Source organism: Desulfoscipio sp. XC116 (assembly GCF_039851975.1).
Classification (GTDB): domain Bacteria; phylum Bacillota; class Desulfotomaculia; order Desulfotomaculales; family Desulfallaceae; genus Sporotomaculum.
Genome location: NZ_CP156660.1, coordinates 3325589 through 3350131, shown reverse-complemented (window position 1 = coordinate 3350131; position 24543 = coordinate 3325589). Strand labels below are relative to the sequence as shown.

The 24543-nt window shown below is 43.8% G+C and carries 20 protein-coding genes and 2 riboswitches; of the genes, 16 read left to right on the top strand and 4 right to left on the bottom strand.

The genetic code is table 11. The features are described 5' to 3' along the window. The first annotated feature begins 141 nt into the window (after positions 1–141). From ABDB91_RS15935 to ABDB91_RS15895, 9 genes are all read left to right on the top strand, one after another. Entirely contained in the window at positions 142–642 is a 501-nt protein-coding gene (locus ABDB91_RS15935; protein ID WP_347488674.1) for a (2Fe-2S)-binding protein, read from the top strand. 3 nt (positions 643–645) lie between these two features. Further along, on the top strand, positions 646–3138 hold the full coding sequence (locus tag ABDB91_RS15930) for a molybdopterin cofactor-binding domain-containing protein (protein WP_347488673.1): 2493 nt from the start codon (positions 646–648) through the stop codon (positions 3136–3138). Continuing rightward, entirely contained in the window at positions 3135–4106 is a 972-nt protein-coding gene (locus tag ABDB91_RS15925; protein WP_347488672.1) for an FAD binding domain-containing protein, read from the top strand. The genes ABDB91_RS15930 and ABDB91_RS15925 overlap by 4 nt, the downstream gene beginning before the upstream one ends. 117 nt (positions 4107–4223) lie before the next feature. Continuing rightward, entirely contained in the window at positions 4224–5027 is an 804-nt protein-coding gene (locus tag ABDB91_RS15920) for an electron transfer flavoprotein subunit beta/FixA family protein (protein ID WP_347488671.1), read from the top strand. Between the two features lie 13 nt (positions 5028–5040). After that, positions 5041–6039 carry an electron transfer flavoprotein subunit alpha/FixB family protein gene (locus ABDB91_RS15915; protein ID WP_347488670.1) on the top strand — a complete coding sequence of 333 codons (999 nt, stop codon included), beginning with the start codon at positions 5041–5043 and terminating at the stop codon, positions 6037–6039. Positions 6040–6411: 372 nt separating this feature from the next. Beyond that, positions 6412–7488 carry a hypothetical protein gene (locus ABDB91_RS15910; protein ID WP_347488669.1) on the top strand — a complete coding sequence of 359 codons (1077 nt, stop codon included), beginning with the start codon at positions 6412–6414 and terminating at the stop codon, positions 7486–7488. 231 nt (positions 7489–7719) lie between these two features. Beyond that, a complete protein-coding gene (locus ABDB91_RS15905; RefSeq protein ID WP_347488668.1) occupies positions 7720–8745 on the top strand; it encodes a hypothetical protein in 1026 nt (341 codons plus the stop codon). Between the two features lie 587 nt (positions 8746–9332). Next, positions 9333–10493 carry a UxaA family hydrolase gene (locus tag ABDB91_RS15900; RefSeq protein WP_347488667.1) on the top strand — a complete coding sequence of 387 codons (1161 nt, stop codon included), beginning with the start codon at positions 9333–9335 and terminating at the stop codon, positions 10491–10493. A 746-nt stretch (positions 10494–11239) separates the two neighbouring features. Continuing rightward, positions 11240–12407 (top strand): IS3 family transposase gene (locus ABDB91_RS15895; protein ID WP_347487794.1). Its coding sequence is split into 2 segments (ribosomal slippage): positions 11240–11521 and positions 11523–12407, totalling 1167 coding nucleotides; the frame shifts between segments, so codons are not numbered across the junction. A gap of 331 nt (positions 12408–12738) precedes the next feature. On the opposite strand, the gene ABDB91_RS15890 is transcribed toward ABDB91_RS15895, so the two are convergent. Next, the gene (locus ABDB91_RS15890; RefSeq protein WP_347488666.1) at positions 12739–12978 is read right to left on the bottom strand and encodes a hypothetical protein; all 240 of its coding nucleotides are present in this window, start codon (positions 12976–12978) and stop codon (positions 12739–12741) included. Between the two features lie 127 nt (positions 12979–13105). On the opposite strand from ABDB91_RS15890, the gene ABDB91_RS15885 reads away from it, so the two are divergent. The 6 genes from ABDB91_RS15885 to ABDB91_RS15860 are packed head-to-tail and all read left to right on the top strand — an operon-like array spanning position 13106 to position 20217. After that, positions 13106–16984 (top strand): acyl-CoA dehydratase activase, encoded by a 3879-nt coding sequence (locus tag ABDB91_RS15885; protein WP_347488665.1) that lies wholly within the window; start codon positions 13106–13108, stop codon positions 16982–16984. Between the two features lie 47 nt (positions 16985–17031). Further along, positions 17032–17394 (top strand): cupin domain-containing protein, encoded by a 363-nt coding sequence (locus tag ABDB91_RS15880; RefSeq protein WP_347488664.1) that lies wholly within the window; start codon positions 17032–17034, stop codon positions 17392–17394. 14 nt (positions 17395–17408) lie between these two features. After that, entirely contained in the window at positions 17409–17774 is a 366-nt protein-coding gene (locus ABDB91_RS15875) for a cupin domain-containing protein (protein WP_347488663.1), read from the top strand. After that, positions 17771–18769 (top strand): ABC transporter substrate-binding protein, encoded by a 999-nt coding sequence (locus tag ABDB91_RS15870; RefSeq protein WP_347488662.1) that lies wholly within the window; start codon positions 17771–17773, stop codon positions 18767–18769. Before ABDB91_RS15875 ends, ABDB91_RS15870 begins: the two co-directional genes overlap by 4 nt. Beyond that, entirely contained in the window at positions 18744–19520 is a 777-nt protein-coding gene (locus tag ABDB91_RS15865) for an ABC transporter permease (protein WP_347488661.1), read from the top strand. The genes ABDB91_RS15870 and ABDB91_RS15865 overlap by 26 nt, the downstream gene beginning before the upstream one ends. Next, positions 19420–20217: an ABC transporter ATP-binding protein gene (locus tag ABDB91_RS15860; RefSeq protein ID WP_347488660.1), complete on the top strand. Its 798-nt coding sequence runs from the start codon at positions 19420–19422 to the stop codon at positions 20215–20217. The genes ABDB91_RS15865 and ABDB91_RS15860 overlap by 101 nt, the downstream gene beginning before the upstream one ends. Before the next feature lie 195 nt (positions 20218–20412). Here ABDB91_RS15860 and ABDB91_RS15855 read toward each other — a convergent pair whose 3' ends face one another. The 3 genes from ABDB91_RS15855 to ABDB91_RS15845 all read right to left on the bottom strand — a co-directional run bounded on the left by ABDB91_RS15855 (position 20413) and on the right by ABDB91_RS15845 (position 22595). Beyond that, positions 20413–20595, bottom strand: a complete 183-nt coding sequence (locus ABDB91_RS15855; RefSeq protein ID WP_347488659.1) for a hypothetical protein — start codon at positions 20593–20595, stop codon at positions 20413–20415. Positions 20596–20702: 107 nt separating this feature from the next. Next, positions 20703–21677: a radical SAM protein gene (locus tag ABDB91_RS15850; protein ID WP_347488658.1), complete on the bottom strand. Its 975-nt coding sequence runs from the start codon at positions 21675–21677 to the stop codon at positions 20703–20705. 198 nt (positions 21678–21875) lie between these two features. After that, positions 21876–22595 (bottom strand): adenosylcobinamide amidohydrolase, encoded by a 720-nt coding sequence (locus tag ABDB91_RS15845; RefSeq protein WP_347488657.1) that lies wholly within the window; start codon positions 22593–22595, stop codon positions 21876–21878. 400 nt (positions 22596–22995) lie between these two features. After that, positions 22996–23192: riboswitch (cobalamin riboswitch) on the bottom strand. 193 nt (positions 23193–23385) lie between these two features. Then, positions 23386–23605: riboswitch (cobalamin riboswitch) on the top strand. Positions 23606–23867: 262 nt separating this feature from the next. Here ABDB91_RS15845 and ABDB91_RS15840 point away from each other — a divergent pair. Further along, positions 23868–24500: a hypothetical protein gene (locus tag ABDB91_RS15840; protein ID WP_347488656.1), complete on the top strand. Its 633-nt coding sequence runs from the start codon at positions 23868–23870 to the stop codon at positions 24498–24500. Positions 24501–24543: the final 43 nt, after the last annotated feature.

Here is a 24543-nt window from a genome sequence, read left to right as displayed (position 1 = left end):
AGAAAATAAAATGAAAAATTAGATAAGGAAATATCGTAAAGCGTAGTTATTTTTCTATAGTATGTTTCCTAAAGGAAGGTGGTAGCGGAAGGGTAATTTGACAAGAAAACGGCAACTAAAGATGAAAGGAGCAATAAGGGAATGATACAAAAACAACAAGATGATGGCGGAAACAAAAAGGTCACCATGAAAATTAATAACCAGGAATATAACTTGGTTATTGAACCGCATTGGACCTTGCGAGAGCTTATCCATGACAAATTAGGGTTAACCGGAACAAAAGAAATGTGTGACAAGGGAGCCTGCGGATCCTGTACCGTCATAATGGACGGAAGACCTATTTTATCCTGCATGGCACTGGCTATTGAATGTGAAGGACGGGAGATAGAAACAGTTGAGAACCTTGAAGTAGTGGGACATCCGTTAGTGGATGCGTACGCGAATAACCACGCTATGCAATGCGGTTACTGTACTCCCGGTTTTGTGATGACTGCCAAAGCATTGCTGGACAAGAACCCCAATCCGGACGAGGAAGATATAAAAGACGCTCTTGAAGGTAATATATGTCGTTGCGGCACTTACCCGGCTCATATCGGAGCTGTTCTAGAGGCGGGGAGAAAACTGGAAGGAGGGAAAAAATAACATATGGACAAGCAGAAGCTGGGAATAATGGAAATTGAGCCATTAGTACGCGATAGGTATATCCAGGATGAATTCTCGATAATCGGTAAACGTGGCATCGCTCGCATGTGCGGCAAGGAAAAAGCCGGTGGAAGGGCGGAATATACAAGAGATGTAAAGCTTCCCGGGATGTTATATTGCAGGATCATGCCGTCTCCTTATGCTCACGCTAGAATTAAGTCTATGAGTACGGAAAGAGCCGAAGCACTGCCCGGCGTAAGGGCCGTACTCCGGTATGACGACCCCGAGCTGGCGGACAAGCCGCTTTTCGGTCTGGAGACCAAATTTAATGCCGGCCATCTTGCGTCGGATGGACAGGCTTTTTACCACGGTAAAGAAGAGTTGGCGGTAACCCAGGAACAGTGGAAGCAAGGAGCGGGGCGCGTACTGGACGGCGTGGCTTGGTGGGAAGGGCATCCGGTTGGAGTGGCGGTGGCCGCTGATACTCCCGAACTGGCTGAAGAAGCTTTGAGCCTGATCGATATTGAATGGGAAGAGCTGCCGCTGGTCTTGAATCCAATGGAAGCGTTAAAACCGGGAGCGCCTTTAGCGGCCGCTGAAATAAACAACAGGAACAACATTATCAGGAAATTAAAGATCGAGCATGGCGATGTGGAGAAAGGCTTTAAAGAAGCGGACAAGGTAATTAAGTTTGATGCGCGAAGACGGCCATATTCAGTTGCCGACGCGGAACCAATGAGCGACGTAATCCTCTGGAGAGGCGATAACGTAGAAATATGGGCGCACCAACAGCAAGCGTATGACGGGAAAATTATTTTTGGCATGAAAATGGGCATTCCGCTAAACAGGATTAAACTTCATGTTCCCTACCAGGGTTCTCAGTTTGGCGGGGGCGGCAACCCTATGATGCACCATACCCACGGGGTTCATATTATCAGCGGTATATTGTCCAAGAGAACCGGCCGGCCCGTTAAGACATTCTATAACCGAAGAGATAATTTCTACAACTTGTCTCAGGACGCCGACTGCCATACCACTTTTAAAGTGGGATTTAGAAATGACGGGACAATCACAGCGGTAAAAATAGATAACATTTGCGCCAAAATGGGACAATACGGCATTGATCACTTTGAAGAGAATACCAGGATACCCAATTTGGCGCTGAATTATCTGGAAACAAATATAAATGTCGCGCCCGCTTATTGGTTTAGGTGTGAGCAAAACCATAACGCTCTTTGTCTGAGCATAGTATTTGATCACGTGGCTGCCGAGCTGGGGATGGATCCAACCCTTGTCGCTTTAAAGAATGACGGGACTGAAGGGCGTGACATGGAGTATCTTTCCAAGTTTAAGAAAGAGCATGGCTTCCCCGATCGGGACAGTCTTAAAGAAGCGATAGAACTTGGGAAAAAAGCTATAGACTGGGATAAAAAATGGCATCTGCCGGGCACAAAGCTGCTGCCGAACGGCAAGCTGCATGGCATTGGCTTTACCTGGACACACGAATGGGACGACACCCGCGGTGTGGCATGCGCCGGTGTACTGATGCACTGCGATGGAACAGTGGATATCTTGTCGCAAAAATCCGATGACGGACTGAATGCAATGACCACCCACTGCCAGATTGTTGCGGAAGAGATGGGGCTCAAACTTGAAGACGTTAATTTCAGGTTCTTTGAAGAAGTAGGCTTCCAGATGATGACGCCGGACGGTTCCTGCAACCTGGCGGTCGATGCTTACGTTACTCGCAATGCCGCCAGGGAAGCGAAACAAAAACTGCTTGAATATGCCACAACTCCTATTAAATTAATTGATATAACGTATCCCCCCGCTTTCCCGGACAATTATCCGGACGACCTGGACGTTAAGGACAGTGTGGTTTATCTGAAGGCCGACCCCTGCATAAATGTTCCTGTAGCGGAAATTGTCAAGCGGGCAACCCTGAACCAGGGTGGTACCAGGGCGCCCCTCTTTACCTGGAATTGGCACCGTCAGGGAAGGTATGGCACTGAAAAGGGAAGACACCGTTTGACCAGGCAGGCGTATTTTGCCGAGGTGGAAGTTGATCCCGGCACCGGCGGGGTCGAAATTAAAAAAATAGTTAACATTAACGATGTTGGTAAGGCTATAAGCCCTGAAACATGTGAAGGCCAGCAGTATGGCGGGGATTATATGGGAGCCGGCAGAGCTATGGCGGAGGAAATGATTTACGATCCCAAAACCGGCGTAAAATTAAATGCAAACTTTATAGATTATAAGGTTTTCACAATGCGTGATGTTGATACTACGGTAAACCTGCTCCTTGAGACGGGAATGGGATACGGCCCATACGGGTTGAATGGTATTGGTGAAGATATCGCCACTGTGGTACCGGGTGTGATTGGAGCAGCTATTTACAATGCCATTGGCGAATGGGTTGACGATCACCCAATGACTCCGGACAAGGTCCTTAAGGCAATAAGTAAAGCAAACGTAAAGCGGGGTGGCCTGAAGTGAAAAGATTTAAACACTACGATGCACGTACGGTAGATGAAGCAATATCCCTATTAAAAGAGTTTGACGGCAAAGCAAAAGTCATTGCGGGTGGCACCGACATAATCGGCATGTTTAAGGACGAGGTCTTCGCCGAAAGACCGGAGGCGCTCATTAACATTAAAACAATACCTGATATGGATTATATAAGGGAAGAAGACAACATGTTGAAGATCGGCCCACTGGCTTTGCTTGAGGATATTGCCCACAATACATTGATTACCGATAAGTATACCGCGCTTGCTGAAGCAGCCCGGTATACGGCTTCTCCGCATATCAGAGAAATGGGCACTATCGGCGGGAATATATGCCAACACTGCCGTTGCTGGTATTATCGCTCGCCAAACAACAGGTTCAATTGCATCAGAAAAGGCGGAAAAGATTGTTATGCTGAAGAAGGAGAAAACAGATACCATTCCATATTCGGGAATGTCAAGGATTGCCTGGCGGTCAATCCGAGCGACACTGCTCCGGCTCTGATAGTATTGGAAGCCAAAGTGAAAACTTCAAAAAGAGTCATTGAAATGGCGGACTTTTACCAGACCGAAGACCCGATGAAGTTTTCAGTATTGGATGCTGACGAGATAGTGGTCGAAATACAAATCCCCGGGCCTTCAGAAAAGGCAAAGAGTAAATTCGAGAAATTTGCGATTAGGAAATCCATAGATTTTCCAATTGTAAACTGCGCGTCGCTGGTTGAATGCGAGGGAAATACGGTCAAGAAAGCCAAAGTATGTCTAAACGCTGTATTTGCCAATCCTTACGCAGCAAAAAAAGCCGAGGAATATGTTGAGGGCAAGTCCCTGGATGAAGCAACAGTTGACACTGCGGTTAACTTGGCTTTACAGGATGCCAAGGCTCTCTCAAGGAACGAATATAAGATTGAAATTTCCAAGTCATTGATCAAAAAGACGTTGTTAGCCTGTAAATAGTATTTTTTAGATGTAGAGCTTGGGCAGCAAAAGCTTGCCAAGCTCTACGGTATATCTGCGATGATGCGGGTCAACGCTTAAAGAGAGATATAAAAATATGCTGGAAAGGATGTAATTATGGCTTTAAAAATAGCTGTTTGTATAAAACAAATAAGTGATCCTGAATACTTTTCTCAGATCACCTTGGATCCTGTAACGGGCAGTATCCAAAGAGACAAAATCCCGGCCATATTAAACCCTCTGGATGAAAACGCACTGGAAGAAGGGTTGAGGATTAAAGATAAGTACTCAGGTAAATTAACTGTTGTAACTATGGGACCTCCCCAGGCAAGGGAAGTTTTGGATTGGGCCCTGGCTTTAGGGGCGGATGAAGCTGTTTTTTTATCCGACAGGGCCTTTGCGGGAGCCGACACTCTGGCAACCGCGTATACACTGGCGGAATATATGCGCAAAATAGGGAATCCCGATATTATTATCTGCGGAAACCAGACCGAGGATGGGGCAACCGGACAAGTGGCGCCGCAACTTGCCGAAATATTAAATATTCCCCATGTAACCTGTGTCAGTGAAGCTGGATTTATTGATGAAACAACCATAGTCGTTAAGCAGAACATTGAATATGGCGGTTATTTAAAAGTAAAAGTCAAACTTCCCGCTTTAATTGCGGTAGTTAAGGAAATTAATGAAGTACGGGATATTACTGCCGAGGGAATAATGGACGCGGGCGATAAAGATTTCACAACTTTAAGCGCGGCTGATATGGAGATTAACCTTGATTACATCGGTAATAATGGTTCACCTACAAAAGTAGTCGGCACTTCTAAGCAGGTGATAGACAGGCAAAAAGAAATATTGAGCGGTTCGCCGCAAGAGGTGGCCAAAAAAGTGGTAGAGAAATTAAACCGGGCAAATATTCTGTAAAAAGGAGAGCACAGTGAGTACAAATAACGAAATTTGGGTATGGGTCGAACAAAGAAATGGGAAATTAATGGATGTTTCCCTCCAAACATTAGGAAAGGGCCTGGAATTATCTCAAAATATAAGTGGAAAGCTGTCAGCAGTATTGATTGGTGATCATGTCGGCGACCTGGCTAAGGAATTGGTAAGCTACGGAGCACAAACGGTTTATCTGGTTTCGGATCCGCGGCTTAAGTATTACCAAAGCAATGCCTATACCAGAATAATAAGCGAACTCATTAACCAATATAAACCGGAAATTATGTTATTTGGCGCCAACAGCATAGGTATGGACCTGGCTCCCGCCGCGGCCGCCAGGGTAAGAACAGGTTTGACGGCCCATTGCACTGACTTGAGTATGGATATGATTGGCGATAAACCTCAGCTAGTGGCGAGTATTCCCGGTTTTAGCGGCGGTATGATAGTCAAGATCTCCTGGGATGCAAAGAGACCCTGCATGGCTACTTTAAGTTCCGGGACCGCGGAAAAACCGGAAAAAGATGAATCCAGGCAGGGAGTAATAGTAGAAGTGGACTATAAAGCGGCAGATGAAGATCTTAAAATACAAACTATAGAAATGGTGGAGAAACAATCTTCCGCTATGCCGGTAGAAGGCGCCGCAGTCGTGGTATCCGGCGGAAAAGGAATAAAGTCAGCCGAAGATATTAAACTTGTGAAAGAATTGGCGGAAATTCTAAACGCTGCCGTAGGGGGAACAAGGCCCGCTCTTGATGCTCAGTGGATAGCGGAAGACAATTTGATAGGTTCCAGCGGCAAAACTATAAGCCCCAAGCTGTTTATAAGTATCGGCGCCAGTGGAGCCGCTCATTACACCTGCGGCTTTCTTAAATCAAAGTACATTATAGCCATTAATAAAGACCCCCAAGCTCCAATATTTGATGTGTGCGATCTAGGTATCCAGGCTGACTTAAATGAAATTGTTCCTTATTTGATAGAAGAATTAAAGATGTTATAGCACACAAAATAGTTATGAAATAAGCGCCTCTCGGAATTGGGAAAAAGCGTTAACGCAGATGTCCGGTTTGGGGGAGGCAAGAAAGAGTACGGGTTGCAGTATTTCTCCTGTAAAAGCAATACTGGCACCAGTACCCTACTTTAAAAAAATTCACGAGTATATTGTAACAAGGTTGGATTGTAAAGACAAGATAAGATTAGTCGCAGGCGTTCCTTGATTGTCAGAGAATTCGCATGGCTTAAATCACTGTTCTATGTGCAGTAAACTTGCATTAGGCACCAGTTGCCTGATAACCGTTTCCTGACTACGCATTATATAGCATTTCAGGCTTATTCGTGGTTCTAATATAGATTTTACGAGGTGCTGTGAAACATGCAAAAGTGGAAGGACATATACGGAGAACTGAAAATGTATGTTGAGGAACATCCGGACGTCGATATTCAAGATAACCTTATAAACATACCCAAATCAAAACAGCCAACATTTTATTCTATGTTCGATAAGCTTAGAGATACCTATATCGCTGAAGAATTCCCTGCATTACTTAATGATGCCGGCCTCTTGAGCGCGGCTTACCTGAATATTGAACGGGAATTGATAAAACTTCTTGATTTAGATGATATTCTCATGCCGAATGATATTAAAAGATTTCTTCATAAGCCATTGGACCAAATGAGACGGGAAATATTCGACCCGTTGTTTGATTTGCTCAGCGGCAAAATAGAAATGCAAAGATTTATTTTAGATACAACAGTTAATATAAACGCGTCTTTTAAGCGGCTGTATCAAGAAGGTTATGAAAAATGGACAGTTCTTTCTTTATTGAGACTATTTGAACCGGATAAAATTTATTATGTGCCTCTTAAGAATCCGGAATCAAAGCAGGTGATAAAGCATTCGGTTACTGCTAAAGAATCACTTCCATTGCCTGTTGAATCAAAACAATTTGCTTTTGAGGTTGGGCGCAGACAAGCGCTGTTAGCTCCGGACGCCATAATTCATTCCGCTAGGCTGGATAAGTATGTCGCTTTTAGAACGGCTTTTTGCAGCGCCTTGTGGAGTGCCAATAGTTATAGTGATCAAAGAGAATGGTATTCAATTGAGTCACTTGTTGAAGAATACGGTTTTATCATTTTAAGGCCGGATCTATTAGTATATATTGATGATAATGTTGAGGCTGTCTCCATGGTGGCGGACGCGGAAAGAATTTGCAGGCCGGATATAGTTGTCGAATGTGTAAATGAAATGGATGATTCTAAAAACCTAATGAGGGAAAGACTGGAAAACATTAATTCGTGCTATGCAATTTTAAAACCGGTAGTTGGCGGCTTTGTAGTATCAAGGAAAAATATGCCCTCATACGTGCATGATGAACTTGAGGATGAAATTAATCAGATAGAGGTTGGTTTCGAAGGGGCAAAACTGGGGTCTATTATCAGTACGATTTAGAAAATAGCTTAGCAATGGCATTGTTTATTAAGGCAAAAACCACATATGAATAGTTGTTTGAAAGACTGCGGTAAAGGTAATTAATGAAAAAACACCACTCCTTTACGACCTGACAGTAAAACTAGGCAAAGTCTACCATACACTTTTTTGAGAAGCTCCCAACCCTCTGTATTATGAGGTTTGGGATTCTCAAATTTTGGCTAAGTTAATTTTCCACGAGGAGGAAATATAATGGATTTTTTAACTTTAATAATTGCTTTTTGTGGTGGCGCTTTTGGCGCGACTTTGGGAGCTCTTGGGGCCTTCGTCTTCACTGGCATTGCGGGATTGATAGGTATAACGATGGCTGTTTCAGGCGCGAGTTTTAATTTTCTGGGGAATGTTGCTTTCGGCACCTATTTCGGCCCGCATATATCCTTCGCAGGCGGTGTAGCAGCTGCAGCTTTCGCGAGAAAAATGGGATATATTGAATCGGGAAAAGACATCTTGAAATCATTATCGGGGTTAAAAAAGCCAAGCGTGTTGGTTATAGGCGGCATTTTCGGCATGATGGGCTATGGGTTAAATACAGGTATTGCTTTATTGCCGATTAAACTAGATACAGTGGCATTAACTGTATTTATCCTGGCAATTGTAGCAAAAGTTGCGTTCGGAACCTCGGGATTCGGAGAGATATTCGGTAGGGAGTCGGAAGATATTAAGAAAATCGGTGGACGGTATTGTATGCGGTGCCAAAACCTATGGCTGCCGTATATGTCTGCTACATGTGAAAAAACTATAATTGGAATCACTGCCGGTGGTGTTTCAGTTTACCTAACGTATTTGATGCTGCAAAATCCTGAAACTGCTCCGGTCGCTGCGTTTGTGGGATTTTGTATATCCGCGGTATCACTGATTATGATGTTCTTCGGAGCAGAGATACCTGTAACCCATCACATAACCATATGTGCTTCATATGCGGTAGTCGCCAGTGGCGGGAGTATCTGGTGGGGATTTGCGGCGGCGGTTGTGGCTGCTTTTGCAGGTGATTTTTTTGCAAGAACATTTTATTGTTACGGCGACACTCACGTTGACCCTCCGGCAACCGCTATTGCAGTTGTTTCGTTTGTGCTGATGACAATTATTCCAAAAGGCGTTTACGAAGCTGAATATATTGCTGCCGGTATACTGGCCCTGACTGTCATATACAGTTTTATATGCTATTCGCAGCAGAATAAATGCAAAATTGATGCCGCCGCCGGTGAGAAAACTGCTTAAAGAAGCCATGTAATCCGGTTGGAGGATATTGCTGAACTGTTGAAGATTGGTAGACGGCATATCTTTGTCCCGGAGCCCGGTGATGATTTGAATCGTCAGCCATACATATGATGGGCGCGGAGGTTATTACGCGGGGCATACCCATATTCTCCCCCTGCTTTCTTATACCATCATTGAATATTAGCTAACACAGTTAATATTTAATGATGGCGTTTTTTTGATAAATTATTTAAGGTTGCGTCCTGGTTAATAAACTTATAACCTCAAATCGGCTGTAGCTAAATTTGCTGCCTCAAGTATGTGATGAAGATTAGATAGCCACTGCGCACCGGTCGTGATTCTAAATTGACCAGTCAAATACCTATTTAAAATATTCATACGAAGTGATACACTACTAATGGTTACTATACATTAGAAACATCACGGGACTTAATAGAATCTGCAGGGATAGAAGCAGTGAGATGGTTAGGTATGTTACAATATTGCGCTTGCCCTATTGTTATCAAAGTGGATCTCTATATTCTAATTTAATAAAATATAGGATTGGTTTTTAATTTAAGGGATTTGCACAAACGGAGGTAGCGATTATGAGTTTTTATGGATTTAAACGGCCGGATAATTCTGTAGGTATAAGAAATTATTTAGGAATTATCTCTTGTTCAGTATGTGCCAATGAGCTTGCTGTGAGGATAGCTAACAGTTTGAACGGGGCTGTGGCATTTACTCATAATCAGGGTTGCTGCCAATTGAATGAAGACTTGAAAATTGTTGCAAGGACTTTGATATCACTGGCATACAATCCGAATTTATACGGTGTGATTTTCGTCAGTTTAGGCTGTGAAAATATTGATGTCGATAATATTGTATACCATGCCAGGCAATCCGGTAAGCCTATTGGCCTAATCAGTATTTGGGCTGAGGGGGGGCTGACCTTAAGCATATCTCAGGGCGTATTTTTAGGACAAAAAATGATTAGAGACGCTTCCGGGATAAAGCGTGTGGAGACATCAATTTCCGACTTGGTGATTGGTCTGAAATGTGGTGCTTCAGACTCTACTTCAGGCCTTATAACAAATCCTTCAATAGGGATAGTATCAGATAAAGTTGTTGAACGGGGAGGCACGATAGTTTTTGGAGAAGTATCTGAGTTTATTTATGCTGAGAACTTAATTTCAAAAAGAGGAGAAACTGACGATGTCTGCGAGGAAGTACGGAAACTGATCGTGCAAACAAAAGATAGAATTAATAAAAGTGACGATAATTACATAAAGGATCAAAAAGCTTTAATAAATTACAATATTGGTTTGACAACAATTGAAGAAAGGGCCTTGGGGTTTGTCTCCAAGTGTGGCAACCAAAAAATAAAGAAAGTGCATCGTTATGGGGAACGCGTCACCGAAAAGGGATTGAACCTAATGGATTTCCCCGGAAGGGAGCCTGAGGCCTTAACCGCGCTGGCTGCTGCTGGTTGTCATTTGGTGTTGCTTACCACGGGCATTGGGGACCCACATGGTTTTCCTTTCGTGCCTGTCATAAAGATAACTTCTAATGAAGAAACAGCACATAGGCTGGAAGACTGTATAGACCTGGATATCTCATATGTAACAGAGGGTTTGTTTGACTTGAATCAGTCCAGCAAATTGATTTATGAAGAAATGATTAATGTTATTCATGGTAAAATGACCAAGTCTGAAATAAATCGTTATCATACTTTCATGGGTATTTCTACGAATGGCTTAGTAGTTTAGCTGAAATGCCCCGGTAAACGGCGTCTGTAACTATAACGGTCCTAAGGTAGCGAAATTCCTTGTTGGAAGATTATAAAGGTTTACATATTTTTCATTCCGAGTTCCCGCGTAATGTTAAAAGACCAAGAAATACAAAGGATAAGACCGCACTCAAATAAATTTACTCAGATAATATATGGCTGAGTTTATTTTTGTTTAATATGGTAATGCTTTTGCCTGAAAGACGGATAAGGCCTGCACGTTCCATGTCGCGTAGCACTCTATAAAGCGAGGGCCTTGATACGTCCAGGCTTTCAGCCCAGAATTTCTTTGAAAAAGGCAGTATAACAGTCGTTCCCCGATAATATTTATTTAATTCATAAATTAGTGAGAAGGAGATTTTCTGGCTGATAGAATTATAGGATAGAAGTTCTGTTCTTATGTTAAGTTCAAGTATTTTGTCGGCGTAAAGTAAAAGAAAATTAGAAAGTATTGTCGTGTCCCGGGAAATCATGTTAAGCATTGTCTTTTTTGAAAATAAAAGCACTTCGCTGTCACATAAACTAATCACGTTGCAGGGATATGTATCCGCACGGGAAAAAACTGCCGCCTCGCCAAAAATTTGCCCCGGATACTTTAAGAAAACAGGCGTAACTTTTCCACAAGCCAGGTTCTTTATAATGGACCCAGGAAATGCGACACGATTTTGCGAGGGATAAGCGACACCAATCTCGAAGTAAAATAACTAAGTGAAAGGAGCATATCCCATGCAAAAAAAACAATGGTTACCGGAGCAAAAACTGCAGATAGTTCTAGAAGCCTTAAAAGAAGAACGCCACATAGGCGAAATTGCCTCGGAATACGGAGTACATGTGAGTGTGGTTCACCGCTGGAAGAAGGAGCTCTTAGAAGGCGCCGACAAGGTATTCGCCACCTCTAAGAATGCTAAAGCCGCTGCCCAAGAAAAGCGCAAACAAGAAGAAACCATCGAGAACTTATACGCGCAAGTCGGCCGTCTAACAACACAGTTGGATTGGCTTAAAAAAAAATCTAGCGGCATCTTACCCCGTGAATGAACGCAAAGCTATGGTGAATTGGGATATCACAAATTCACATTTAACCATAAAAGTTCAGGCCGAGCTATTATCCTTGAATCGAACGGGTTTATACTGGACTGCCCAAAAGGTGTCTAAACACGAAGTGGAGATTAAACATCTGATTGACAAGATCCACACGCAGCATCCATTTAAAGGCTCCAGGCGGATTGTTGACGACATAAATAACATGGATGATGTAGATTACAAGGTCAACCGCAAACGCATTCAAAAATATATGCGGGAAATGGGAATACGGGTGATTTACCCCGGCCCCAACCTCAGCAAACGTAACAGAGCTCAGTATGTTTACCCATACCTGCTTCGGAATGTCAAAGCAGCCCACCCCAACCATGTCTGGGGAATTGATATTACGTATTGTGCCATGCAAGGCCGCTGGATGTACCTGGTGGCTATAATTGACTGGTACTCCAGGATGATTGTTGGATATGAGCTCTCCGATACGATGAATAAGGAATTTGTCATTAAAGCTGTAAACAGAGCCATCGAAATACACGGAACTCCTATCATATTAAATTCTGATCAGGGCAGTCAATTTACCAGCCCTGTCTATATAAATACACTCAAAGAACATAGCATCAAAATCAGTATGGACGGTAAAGGTAGGGCCCTGGATAACGCTATTACAGAGCGCTTTTGGAGAACCATTAAATGGGAAGATATTTACCTGAAGAATTATGAAACCCCCCGTACTCTCCGACAAGGAATTGCTGCTTTTATGCGTTATTACAATTTCGAGCGTCCACATACATCTATTGGCAAGAGGACTCCAGCAAGCGCTTATTATGCTACTAACAACTTATCGCAGCAATCTGCATAACCAAGATATTTGAAAGTGGATGTAAACAAAGAGGCCGCCGGTCTTGACTCCATGTGCCGCTTAATAGATAACCCGACCGACGGATATACGCCAAAAAAATATTTGCCTTCGGTCGGGTTGTTTAAGTCTAGCACATGGAGTCAAGGCTCTCCGCTTCGCTCCGACCGCAAGCGGCGGCTAGGTTTTGTGAATAGGGATAACGTACCCTCCCTCTGGAGACCGCCACATTTTATGACTACTGTCAAATATTAGGCTAGCTAGCATGTGTTTACCTTAATGCGGCTTTCTAACGTATCGAAACATTCGACCATGAAGGCCTTGCTGTTAATACTTACTCAGTGTCGCTTTGAATTTGAAAAATTGTGTCTTGACATTGGGGTCCATTGTACTTTTCTACAACAACATGTCCTTTTAAAAGAATTCCAATGCGATTGGCGGACTGATCAATTCTAAAGATCTGTTCGCCTTTTTTATATCTTTCCACGGTATAATTTGTACCGGCTAATATTTTTTTGATTTCGTCGGTATTTTTACCTTTAAATAGCGGTGTTTTTTTTAAAATATTTAGCATGTCACCTTTTCCCTTTAAAAAGTTTCAAAAGTGTTTTATGAGATACAGAAAAATAATGCAGGCAACTATATTATAGGTGATAATGATAATCAATATCAACACAATGAATAAAACTTTGGAGGTTTTTATGTATTCGGTAGGTCTTGACCTTGGTTGTTCTACAATGAAATATGTGATTTTGAACAAAGAGGGGGGTGTTTTAAAAAGCCGGTGTACGTTTCATAAAGGCAATATTGAAAAAGCTGTCATGTCGTCTTTTACTGAGATAGAAAAAATGTTAGGAAACAGCAGAGTTTTTATCGGTATCACCGGGGATCTGGCTGCGGGATATAAAGCACTGTCAGCTTTCTATATTAATGAGACGACTTCTATCATAGAGGCTGTGGAAAATGAAGGGTCCGCAGCACGCTCCATAATGGAAATCGGCGCTCAAAAAGCTAAATATATAACGGGTTTTTCCAGGGAGGAAAGGGCAAATCTAGTATTTGCCATGAATGGCAGCTGCGCCGCCGGTACCGGTGCCTTTATTGAGGAACAGATTCAGCGCTTGGGGATTGATTTTGAACGGTTTGACAAAATGGCAAAAAAGGCAAAAGCAATTCCCGGTATAGCAGGACGGTGCAGTGTTTTTTCAAAAACCGATATGATTCATCACCAGCAGCTAGGCGTTGCTATCGAAGATATTTTGCAGGGGCTTGTCTATGCCCTGATACGGAATTATAAAGCAAACGTGGTGCAAAAACACCCGCTGCATAAGCCTGTGCTGCTCATCGGAGGTGTAATGTGTTCGGAAAATGTGGTTGGAGCGATAAAGGATATATTCGGACTTTTGGACGAGGACGTGATTCGTCCGGAACGCTTTCAATATTTTGCGGCAACTGGTGCGGCTCTTTGCGCAAAAAAAGAGAAAGATGCGGTGGAGCTTGGTTATGTCAGGGAGGGCTTTAAAAATGTGGATGAAGAAGAAAGCACGGCAATGGGAACTACTCTTGACGGATTCGGAAGCGGGGACAGCCTGAACAAGCATATCTGCAATTCTATTGGGGTGGGGGAAGGTTATCTGGGCATAGACATTGGTTCCACCAGTACGAATTTTGTAGTGATCGACGCTCAGAACAACGTACTATTCAATTCCTACCTGAGAACGGCCGGAAAACCGCTGGAAGCTGTGGAAAAAGGTATGGCGGAGCTTAAAAAATCTCTTGGTGAGGGCTTTTTGATAAAAAGCACCGGCGTCACCGGCTCGGGAAGAGTGCTTATTGGACAAAAGCTTGACGCCTCCCTTGTGGTTGACGAGATAACGGCGCAGGCACGCGGAGCCGTTCAGGCAGACAGCACAGTGGATACTGTCTTTGAAATCGGGGGGCAGGACTCAAAATACATCAGTATTAAAGACGGTATGGTTACGGATTTTGAAATGAACAAAATCTGTGCCGCCGGTACCGGTGCTTTTATTGAAGAACAAATAAAAAAGCTCGGCATAACACTTCAGGATTTTGAAGGCATTGCTTTAAAAAGCCGAAATCCTCTTGATCTTGGGGACAGGTGTACCGTGTTTATCGAAGGAAATATTGCAAAAGCGCTGGCCAAGGGCGAGAAAATTAAGGATATAGCCGCGGGGCTCGCATTTTCCATAGTTGGCAATTATCTTAACCGGGTAGTTGGAAACAGAAAAATAGGCGATAAAATACTGCTTCAAGGGGGGATCGCTTATAACCAAGCCATAGTTAACGCCTTTAGGGCAATGCTCAAAAAAGAAGTGAGGGTTCCAATGTTTTTCAGCGTCACAGGAGCATTGGGAAGCGCGCTGTTGGCAAAAGAAAAATCACGGCAAAGTCAAGAAAAGAAAGCGGTGTCCGAGGATTATGATATTGAAGAACTTAGTCAAAAAGCTTTTTTAAAAGGCTATACGGAAGAACGCGATCCGAATAAAAAAACCGTAGGCATACCGAGGGTGCTTTTCATCAATAAGCTTTTCCCCATGTTTAATGAAATTTTCAAAAACCTTGGTCTTAACGTGCTGCTTTCAAGGTCTACCGATGATGAGATCGTAGCGCTTAGCCGGAAATACAGCCTTGATGAAACCTGTTTTCCAATAAAGCTGATAAACGGACACGTGGCGCAGCTCTTGAATCAGGGCGTGGATTATATATTCCTGCCAAGCCTCCATACCATGAAGCATTCCTGCTCGAAAGCGCGCAAGGACTATGCCTGCGTATATATGCAGACGGCGGCAAAGCTTGTAAATAGAGTAATGGGGCTTGAAGACAGGGGCATCGTGTTAATATCGCCCGGCTTATCTTTTCGTTTCGGCAAGGATTATCTGGTGGAAGAGCTTGTAAGTATGGGGAAAATACTCAAGAAGTCAAGGTCTCAAATGATGTTGGCTGTCATGTCGGGTATGAAGCGATTTTTGGAGTTTGAAAAAGAGCTTGAGAATCTGGGAAGCGAGCTTATTGCCAAACTGACATCCGAGGAAAAAGTTTTTATAATAATAAGCCGCGCGTACAATATTGCTGACCCCAGGCTAAATATGCAGATCCCGGAAAAGCTGAAAAAAATGGGATATAAGGTTATCAGCCTGTCACATATCCCAGCCCATAATCTTGATATTGCAGAGGATTATCCTAATATGTATTGGCCCTTCGGCCAGCATATTCTTTCCGGTATAAAGATCGCGGCAAAGAATCCGCAATTATTCCCCATTTATATAACGAATCATGGGTGTGGGCCGGATACTGTCATTAGCCGGTATTTTAAGGAAGAAGCAATAAACAAGCCTTATCTTCATATAGAGACAGACGAGCATTATTCTTCGATAGGGGTTATGACAAGAGTCGAAGCCTTTGTAAATAGCGTGGAAAACTATTGCAAGAGCAAAAAGGATACCGGGAAAAACGTAAAAGGCAAACCCTGCGGCAAGCAAGAAGGAGAGAACCTGCCACCAAAGCTTTTACTTCCCTGCCTTTATCCATACAGTACTGTTTTTAGTGCGTTTTTAAGCAAAAAGGGAATAGCGGCCAAAGGAATGGAACCAACCGGCAAGGAATCAATGGATTTAGGCAAAAAGCTGTCGGTAGCGAAGGAGTACTTGTCCATGATAGCTCTGGCAGGCGATGTTTTGTTCAATGTAAAAAAGCGGGATGAAGAAAATTATTCGATATTTATACCAACCTGTGAAGGCAGCGAAGTACCGGGCCAATACTTCAAAGTTATAGAAAATGAACTTAAGAAGCAGGGGTATAACATGGGAATATTAGCCCCCTTTATTGAGGACATGCCGGATGATAAGGCATATGGCTATGAAGCTGCTCTTTTATTGGCTGCCGGTGATCTTATCATGGCCGCGGACAAGGAAGACAGGGACCATTATCTTGAGGCTATCCTGAAAATGATTAGGGAAAATAGTGTAAGTGAAAGCGCCCTAATAAGCGTAGCCAGGGAGATATCGGAAAGAACAGGGGGAAAAAGCAATAAAAAGAGGATATGTGTTTTAGGCGAGTTTTCTGTTTTATTCAATGACTTTTTAAACGGCTTTCAGCTTGAAGCTCTTGAAAAAAATCATAAAATTATCTATCAGCCGCTGTTTGAGAATTTATTATTTCTATGGTTTGACAAGCTGCGTGAAAATAAAAAAGGAAAGGATTCTCCGGATATTTTAGAAAGATTAGAGAAATTTTTATTCGAGCTCTCATCGGTGCTGGGTAAGCACAGCCCATTTGAAGAGAGTATTAAGAGGCTTTTGGAAAAGGCTGATAATAAGCTGGGGCTTTATGCCGGGGGAACCGGACGATACCGCATGAGCAAGTTGTTTTTTGCAAAAGACAAGGCAGACGGAACGATTATTATTAGCTCAATGTATGAAAATACCGCTACTGCTTTAAGAATACTTAATAGAGGTAATGAAGATGAAATAGAAAAGCCGGTTCTTGAACTGCAATTTGATCATAACGACCACAGCCGGAACGGAGAGTTGCTTGATACTTTTATAAAGTATTTACCGTAAACAATTTAAGTAATTAATTGGTTGGAAAATGTGAGGAGGAACATGAAATGAAAGATAAATTTATAAAGAATATACCCTTCGCGGAAGTCTTAAAGCTGAAAGAGTTGGTGGACTATTCGGAAGGCAGGGTAATTAGCAAGACATTGGTACAAAGGGATGATCTTACTATCACGCTATTTGCCTTTGATAAAGAAGAGGGCTTAAGTACCCACTCCGCAAGCGGAGATGCAATGGTATATATAACGGAAGGAAGTGTCAGAGTCACCATTGGAATGGATACAGAGGTCGAGGTTGTATTAAAAGAGGGGGAAACAGCGGTTATGCCGGCAAATATACCACATGCGTTGGAAGCTGTAGAAAAATTCAAAATGCTGCTTATTGTTGTTAAGCCTCAAAAAGAAAATATATAGCAGGTGGAGATTTTATGAACGACAAGTACATTAAAAATATAAATCATAAAGAGGCATTGGCGCTGAATAATTTAGTTGAATGTGTAAAAGGCGGGGTCGTAAGCCGCACTCTTGTCCAGAGAGGTGATTTTAGCCTTACATTATTTGCCTTGGACCGGGGGGAAGGTATAAGCGCTTACTCAATGCCCGGTGATACAATGCTGCACATATACGATGGCGGAGTTGAGGTTGTCCTTGGAGAGAGCGGAAGATTTACCCTTCAAGAAGGACAAACCTTAGTTGTCCCAGCAGATGTGCCTCATAGTATTGACGCGGTGGAACCGGCGAAAATGATGATTGTGATAGTGAAATCACAAAAAGAAGGGGCGGGAAAAAGTTGAGAAGATTACCGTATATTCTTGTTCTGGCTTTTATCATATTATCCTTGGTCACGGGCTGCGGCGATTCCGACAATACAGAGCAGAAGCAGGAAGGTCATGAAGGAACTGAACCAATTGAATTGAAACTGGGCATGCCGAAGGCTCCTCCAACCCTTCCTCTGCTTAGAATGATGGAGACCAATGCCCTGGGTGGAAATGTCAAGCTGGAGCTTGCCATTTGGGAGAGCACTGAAAATATGATAGCCATGGCTTCAGACGATAGCTATCCGATTATGGCGGTGCCGGTAAACGTGGGTGCGCAGCTCTATAACAAGGGAATCAATATAAAGCTTGCTAATGTCAATACGTGGGGCGTTATTTATCTCGTCAGCTCCGATCCGGCGGTCAAGGATTGGGCGGATCTTAGAGGTAAGGCTGTTTATATAGCATTTAAAGGGGCGCCGCCCGATATGATAACAAAATATTTGCTGCAAGAGAAGGGTCTGACCCCCGGCGAGGATGTGGAAATGATATATTCAACGCCTGCGGAAGTAGCCCAGCTTCTAAAGGGAGGGAAAATTCAAAATGCTGTTAATATCGAACCCTTTATTCAGGCCGGTAGAAGTGAAGGAGATAATATACGGATAATAGCCGGTTACGGTAGCGAATGGAGAAAGATACAGGGTGATGAATTTGATTTGCCCAATGCCGGAATAGTGTTCAAGGACAAATTTATAAACGAGCATAGGGAGCTTGCGGATAAGTTCCAGGCGGAATATGAGAAGGCTTTGAAGTGGACTGTTGAGAATCCGGGAGAAGCCGGGGCTCTTGCGGAAAAACACCTTGGTTTTAAAAAGGAGCTCATAGAAAAAGCTATGCCTAATCTTGCGCTCAAATATAAGTCTGCAATTGACGCAAAGGCAGAGCTGGAGAAATATTATAATGTCTTATCCGGCTTCGAGGTGCAATGCATAGGAGGCAAGCTGCCTGATGAAGCATTTTATTACGGGAAGTAAAAAATACGGCTTGGTGACACTATTAATTATACTTGCCGCATGGGAGGGGTTATCACTGGCTTATTCGCCGGTGATGATCCCAAGCCCTCAGGAAACTTTCATCGAGCTTTTTAGCACTTTAGGGACAAGAGATTTTTACCTGGATGTGCTTATAACCATCGGTCGGTTGCTGATTGGCATTGTGTTGGCGGTTGTTGTGGGAAGTGCCGCCGGTTTTTTTGCGGCGGCAAATGAGGGATTTAAGAATTTGTTGAATCCGCTGATCAATATATTGCAGGCCGTACCGCCAATATCGTGGCTGGCGCTGGCGCTAATATGGTTTGGGGTAAATGGACAGGCCACGATTTTTATAATCTTTATGGCCGCGGCTCCGGTCATGATAATTAATGTTATGGAGGGCATAAAGAATATTGATGTAAAGCTATTGCATATGGGCAGGATATTTGGCTTTTCAAAGTTCAAAATACTTCGGCATATAGTACTGCCTGCGTTAAAAGCTCCTTTTAAATCCGGCCTTGAAATAATTATTGGCTTAGGGTGGAAGCTTGTAATAATGGGCGAAGTGCTTAGTTCAAACTCCGGGATAGGAGCTGAAATAACCAATGCGCGCCTGAATATTAACACCGCAAGGCTTTTTGCTCTAACTATCGATGTGGTGCTGCTTTATTATATTTTTGACAAAGGGCTGCAAAGTATATTTAAAACAAAGTACGCCAAATCGAAGGGAGATGTCTATGATTTTAACACTTGAAGACATAAACATCAGCTTTGGTGGCAGAGATGTGTTTAAGAACTTTTCCCTTAGCATAAAACGGGGAGAGATTACGGCGATAACCGGGCCATCCGGTTGCGGGAAGACTACCTTGTTGAATATAATATCCGGGACAATAAAACCGGATGCGGGACAAGTCAATAACATGAGTAAGAAGATAGGGTGCATATTCCAGGAAGACAGGCTTCTGCCATGGAAAACGGTGTTTCAAAATATACTGATCGTGAGGGAAAATACTGAAAAAAATAGTACCGACAAGCTTATTTCAGACGTAGGACTTTGTGGTTTTGAAAACTATTATCCGCATCAACTGAGTGGGGGTATGAGACAACGCTGTGCTATAGCGCGTGCTTTTAATTATGAAGGGGAATTGCTTTTGATGGATGAGCCTTTCAGTTCATTGGATATTAATATTAAACATGACATAATGGAAAAAACGTTAAAGCTTTGGGATAAGACAGACGTTACCATAATATTTGTGACTCACAATATTGATGAAGCCGTATTTATGGCTGACAGAATTTTTATACTGAAAAACTGTCCCGCCCAAATAGCCGGTGTGGTTGAGAGTCGCATTAGAAGAGAACAAAGTAAAGACAGCGCTTATATAAACACAGTGAAAAAAAGTGTGCTTGCGCTTACCGCAGGGGGGACTTATCCCTGTCCTGTCCTCTGACAAGGTCGCATAAAGCAGATTCCCCCCAGTGTCATGGAAATGCTTAGCTTTTATTAGTTTAATGAATAGAGTATTCCGTTTTTATCAAATTCCAAGACTCCCAATTCTATAAGTGGGAGTTCCCAGTTTCACTTCAGATGGGGTGGAATCCCCATCTGAAGCCCCGAAGTTCGGCTTTAGCTGAACGAGTTCACTTCAACTGGCTAGATATACCTCGGCTGAACTCCTCTTGTTATATAAAATCCCTCCGTCGGTATTGATATACCATTGAACAAAGCCGTCGGCGGTTTTGGCGGCCTGCCCGCCGCTGATTTTAAATATTCCCGGCTCATAAGATTTTTTTATGGCTTTTCCCGCAGCCGAAGATTGTGCTTTCAAGAGTAGTTACACATCCCTTTAAAGACAAACGTGAAATTATGTCGCATACATTTAGACTCTGCCCGGGCTTTTGAATCAAGTTGATGGATATAGGCAGGTGTAAAGGTTTAATTTTGTTTAGTAATTTCGTAACCTGCTTCCCATAACATGTGCCAAGCCCGTTCAACTGAGAAACCCCTGTTTTTTTCAGTTTCAGATTCTGTATCCCTTGGATTGGCTCCATATTCCGCATAAAGTTGGTTCACACCGGCTAGTAGCGTCATGGGGGTAACTTCATGGGCATTCATGGCTCTTGGGGGAAGGGTGACGATCCCGGCAACGGCAGCTATTTTAGTTAACTCTATGGCGGGAATTTGTCCCTTATCATACAAGGGTGTTCCTTTGACCGGTATACGTCGCATAACGGCCATTACTTGAGCATTATAGTATCTTGCTCTAAGCATTTCGGTCACCAATTCATCATATGTATGTTCCGGACCAATGGGCTCAACACAGTAATATAAGTCTAAACCGGCGTCACGAATGGCATTGAGAGTATTTATCCTGGTTTCAGGCTTTATTGTGGTGTCAATACCTTCTCTTAATCGGTTAATATGATAAGCACCTGTAAATCCCGCCTCTTTAAGCTTCCTGGCAGCTTCAAAATTAAAATCTCCTATATTGGCAACAAATCTAATATGATCAGGCAAGTGCTTTCTTATCACTTGGGAAGTTTCCAGAAAGCTACTGACCGGGTAATCGGCGGTGGTCATTAAGAAAAGGTCGTTAATACCATTGGCAATGAATAATTCCAGCTCCGACAATATCTCTGCAGCGTTTTTCCTCCAAGTAACGGGTAAAGAATAATGGTCTCGCCCCATGGAGCAAAATTTGCAGTTAACGGAACAGGGTTCGGCATTTATGCCTATTTGAGCAAAAACCAGCCCTTTGTTGTTAAATTTAGTGCGGGAAATGTAATTTGCAGTAGAAATTAATTCGTAAAAGTCTTCGCTCCGGTAATCAATGTTTAGCAATTTAATTGCTTCATCCTTATTTAGTAACCTCCCGTGCCTGGCGGACGATAATAAACTATGGATCGACATACCTATTCCTCCTGTATTACTTTTATATTCATTATATCATAATTCGCCCGGAGGACTCCCGCCTCTATAGACGGGAGAGGCTTCAACCAACGCTATTAATGTTTTATACTTCAGAGTACACACTTTGTGCTTTTTCCGGCAATAACTCATATATCGCTTGTGCTTTTGGGGATCCGCATTTCCGTATCAAGGGCAAGCTTAGCATCCTTTCAGCCTGGCAGCACCGTTAGCGACCAAGCAGTCACCGATACCCCAAGTTACCGACCGGTACACCGTCCGTCCAATTAAGAATCCCAGGTCGGTTGCCGCCCCGGCATAGGGGTGCGGTTTTCCTCTTCCGGTGCAAGCGATGACGATGGCGTCATTGGTGGCGCCTGCGGCCGGTGTACCGTAAGGCAGGCGAATGCCGGACCGCATCACCGCCATTGTTTTGGCTTCCGCAGCCGTGATTAAGGCGTTGAGCATGGCAGCCTCGGACAGATTCCCGTCAATCAGAACCACTAGGTTAATTGCACCCGGCGCGGTTATGCTTGTCTGAGCGGCAACACCTTCGTCCGAACAGGCACGATCCACCTCGGCCGCGCAGAGTGTGGCCACCGCCAGTCCTCGTTTTGTATCGGAACTCATTACCGTGTGTCTAACGTCAACCGCCGTCATTAAACCCAAAACCTGTTCACCCAAATTCATCTTTTTAGCCAAACAGGCAAGATATTCAGCCGGATTGTCACTGGTGAATTTTTTTCCCACAGTATGGCTTATAATAAAATTGACCCGCTTTCGCTTCACCTCCATGACCGTAGAGCTTAAAATCTTTAACCGGCGCAGAGAAACAATTAAAAAAGTACGCCCCCCCGCCAGATAAAATCTAATACCTTTAATCGGAACATCGGAGTTGAAGGCGGTAAGTTCTTCAAGCATTTAGTCTCACTCCACTCGCCGTTTTTTACAACCCTTTCGGGTAAATTGCATAAACAACATCCCATCTTACGGACACAGTATGAAAATGATCCCGCCTTGTATCCATATGTTGCCGCATATGACCGCCGCCCCGGCGGCAAGCGGTTGGCAACAATTTCTTTGAAATAAGTTCCCGGTGAGCTTGCCCACCGGGAATAATTAAGGAGAGAAAGAGTAGGGTTTTAAAAAATATATCAAGCCTTTATAAAAACCTGCCTCTGAAAACCCACGGGCTCGTCCCGGAGGAGGTTCACATGGAAATATAAGAACCCGGCTTTTCCGTAAAAGCCGGGTTCTTCCCAAAGGCATGCTACCTTAAAGTCCACACCCTGTCAGCACCTGACCTTTCCACGGAAGGCGATACTTTATTCTTTGCCCAGGCAGGTCTCCTGACTCATGGTAAAAAGCACATCCTCCCGCCTTCCCGGGCTAATATAATACCCAGTGGCATTTGAAAGGTTGTTTCCCACTTACAGTGGCCGGACCGTCCGGGATTTGCACCCGAGTTCCCTTTTCACCCCCGGCATAACCGGAGGCGCCTGAACAAATTATTTAATTATTATGTATATTAACACTATGCAGTTATCTTGTCTATTATTATTTAATGAAGGATACTCCCCGGAGAAATTAAAAACAATTGTCCGATAAATTTTTAGTTTTTTCAAAAAAAGATATTGGAAATATAGAAAATAATGTGCTAAACTGTAGTAAATATTACCAAGGCTTTTATGCAATCAATTAATTGCCTAAAAAATTGCATATCGTTTCAAGTGTCCCTCCGGGCGTACGGCCCCGGGGGAAGAATAGGGAACCGGGTGCAAAACCCGGACGGAACCGCCGCTGTGAGCGCCGAGGCCGCATCCGTCGACGAAAGTCGGTCACTGGGAAACCGGGAAGGCAGGGTGTAGGCCGCAGGAAATTTTTTACCATAGGCGCAAGTCAGAAGACCTGCTTGGAATGGCCCTGCCCGTTGGCAAACGGGTGACAGGGCTGATCGTGTGGCGCAGGAATACGGCTGTGGCAATCCCAAGGGATTGTCGCAGCCGTTTTTTGTCGTTTTAGCAACCGGCGCTGCGACGCTAGTGTTCAGACTTAAAACATAATCCGGGGCAAAAGAACAAAAATTCAGCCCCGTGCAGATATCGGACTTTGTCAGTGAGAGGTGATGCTTATAATTTAGCGCGGCTACTCACCGAGCGGGAAAAAAATTAAATCACAGGAGGATTGTCTATTATGAGAATCAAAAAACAAAAGCTGCTGAGCCTTATGTTTGCGGCGGTTATGGTATTCGCGCTTTTCGCGGGTTTCCCCGCGAGCGCGTTTGCAGACAGTACCATTGACGCTACGGTAGTGGTTGAATTTTACGGTGCGGACCCAACGGAATGGCCCACTACGGTTAATGTGCCCTTCGACATCAACAGCACATATGAATGGCACGACACGTTGCCGCCGGACAACTACTATAATGAACATGTAGTCTTTCCGGCTGACCGCCCCTCGGTACTTGACGCATCCTGGCAGGCATTTGAGGAAATGGGTATAGCGGGCGATGAATTTATTTGGGGCTGGGATAAGAAACCCCATGCGGACGGCACGGTTGAGTGGCGCGGGGTATGGGTGGACGGGATGTTCGACATGGTAACGGCGGATTCGGGCAATTCATACCTTCCAACTCCCGGGCACGATGGATATTGGGAGGGTGACGCCTGGCTTTATGAAGTGCGGGACGCGGACGGCAATGTGGTTGTGCCGGCCGACCCCACGATGACCAGCGGTCTCTATGCGTCAAACGTGGAGCTTACGGATGGGATGACCATTACCTGGAACTACACAACTTTGTCGTTCTACTATCCATATGAAGATTAACCGGATGAAGATTAACCGGCGGCGCAAGTTGTCACGAAACACC

Bases quoted from the DNA above. Each gene is read 5' to 3' on its own strand.
- ABDB91_RS15935 (WP_347488674.1), top strand. From the start codon at position 142: ATGATACAAAAACAACAAGATGATGGCGGAAACAAAAAGGTCACCATG.
- ABDB91_RS15930 (WP_347488673.1), top strand. From the start codon at position 646: ATGGACAAGCAGAAGCTGGGAATAATGGAAATTGAGCCATTAGTACGC.
- ABDB91_RS15920 (WP_347488671.1), top strand. From the start codon at position 4,224: ATGGCTTTAAAAATAGCTGTTTGTATAAAACAAATAAGTGATCCTGAA.
- ABDB91_RS15910 (WP_347488669.1), top strand. From the start codon at position 6,412: ATGCAAAAGTGGAAGGACATATACGGAGAACTGAAAATGTATGTTGAG.
- ABDB91_RS15905 (WP_347488668.1), top strand. From the start codon at position 7,720: ATGGATTTTTTAACTTTAATAATTGCTTTTTGTGGTGGCGCTTTTGGC.
- ABDB91_RS15900 (WP_347488667.1), top strand. From the start codon at position 9,333: ATGAGTTTTTATGGATTTAAACGGCCGGATAATTCTGTAGGTATAAGA.
- ABDB91_RS15890 (WP_347488666.1), bottom strand. From the start codon at position 12,978: ATGCTAAATATTTTAAAAAAAACACCGCTATTTAAAGGTAAAAATACC.
- ABDB91_RS15885 (WP_347488665.1), top strand. From the start codon at position 13,106: ATGTATTCGGTAGGTCTTGACCTTGGTTGTTCTACAATGAAATATGTG.
- ABDB91_RS15880 (WP_347488664.1), top strand. From the start codon at position 17,032: ATGAAAGATAAATTTATAAAGAATATACCCTTCGCGGAAGTCTTAAAG.
- ABDB91_RS15875 (WP_347488663.1), top strand. From the start codon at position 17,409: ATGAACGACAAGTACATTAAAAATATAAATCATAAAGAGGCATTGGCG.
- ABDB91_RS15865 (WP_347488661.1), top strand. From the start codon at position 18,744: ATGAAGCATTTTATTACGGGAAGTAAAAAATACGGCTTGGTGACACTA.
- ABDB91_RS15860 (WP_347488660.1), top strand. From the start codon at position 19,420: ATGTGGTGCTGCTTTATTATATTTTTGACAAAGGGCTGCAAAGTATAT.
- ABDB91_RS15850 (WP_347488658.1), bottom strand. From the start codon at position 21,677: ATGTCGATCCATAGTTTATTATCGTCCGCCAGGCACGGGAGGTTACTA.
- ABDB91_RS15845 (WP_347488657.1), bottom strand. From the start codon at position 22,595: ATGCTTGAAGAACTTACCGCCTTCAACTCCGATGTTCCGATTAAAGGT.
- ABDB91_RS15840 (WP_347488656.1), top strand. From the start codon at position 23,868: ATGAGAATCAAAAAACAAAAGCTGCTGAGCCTTATGTTTGCGGCGGTT.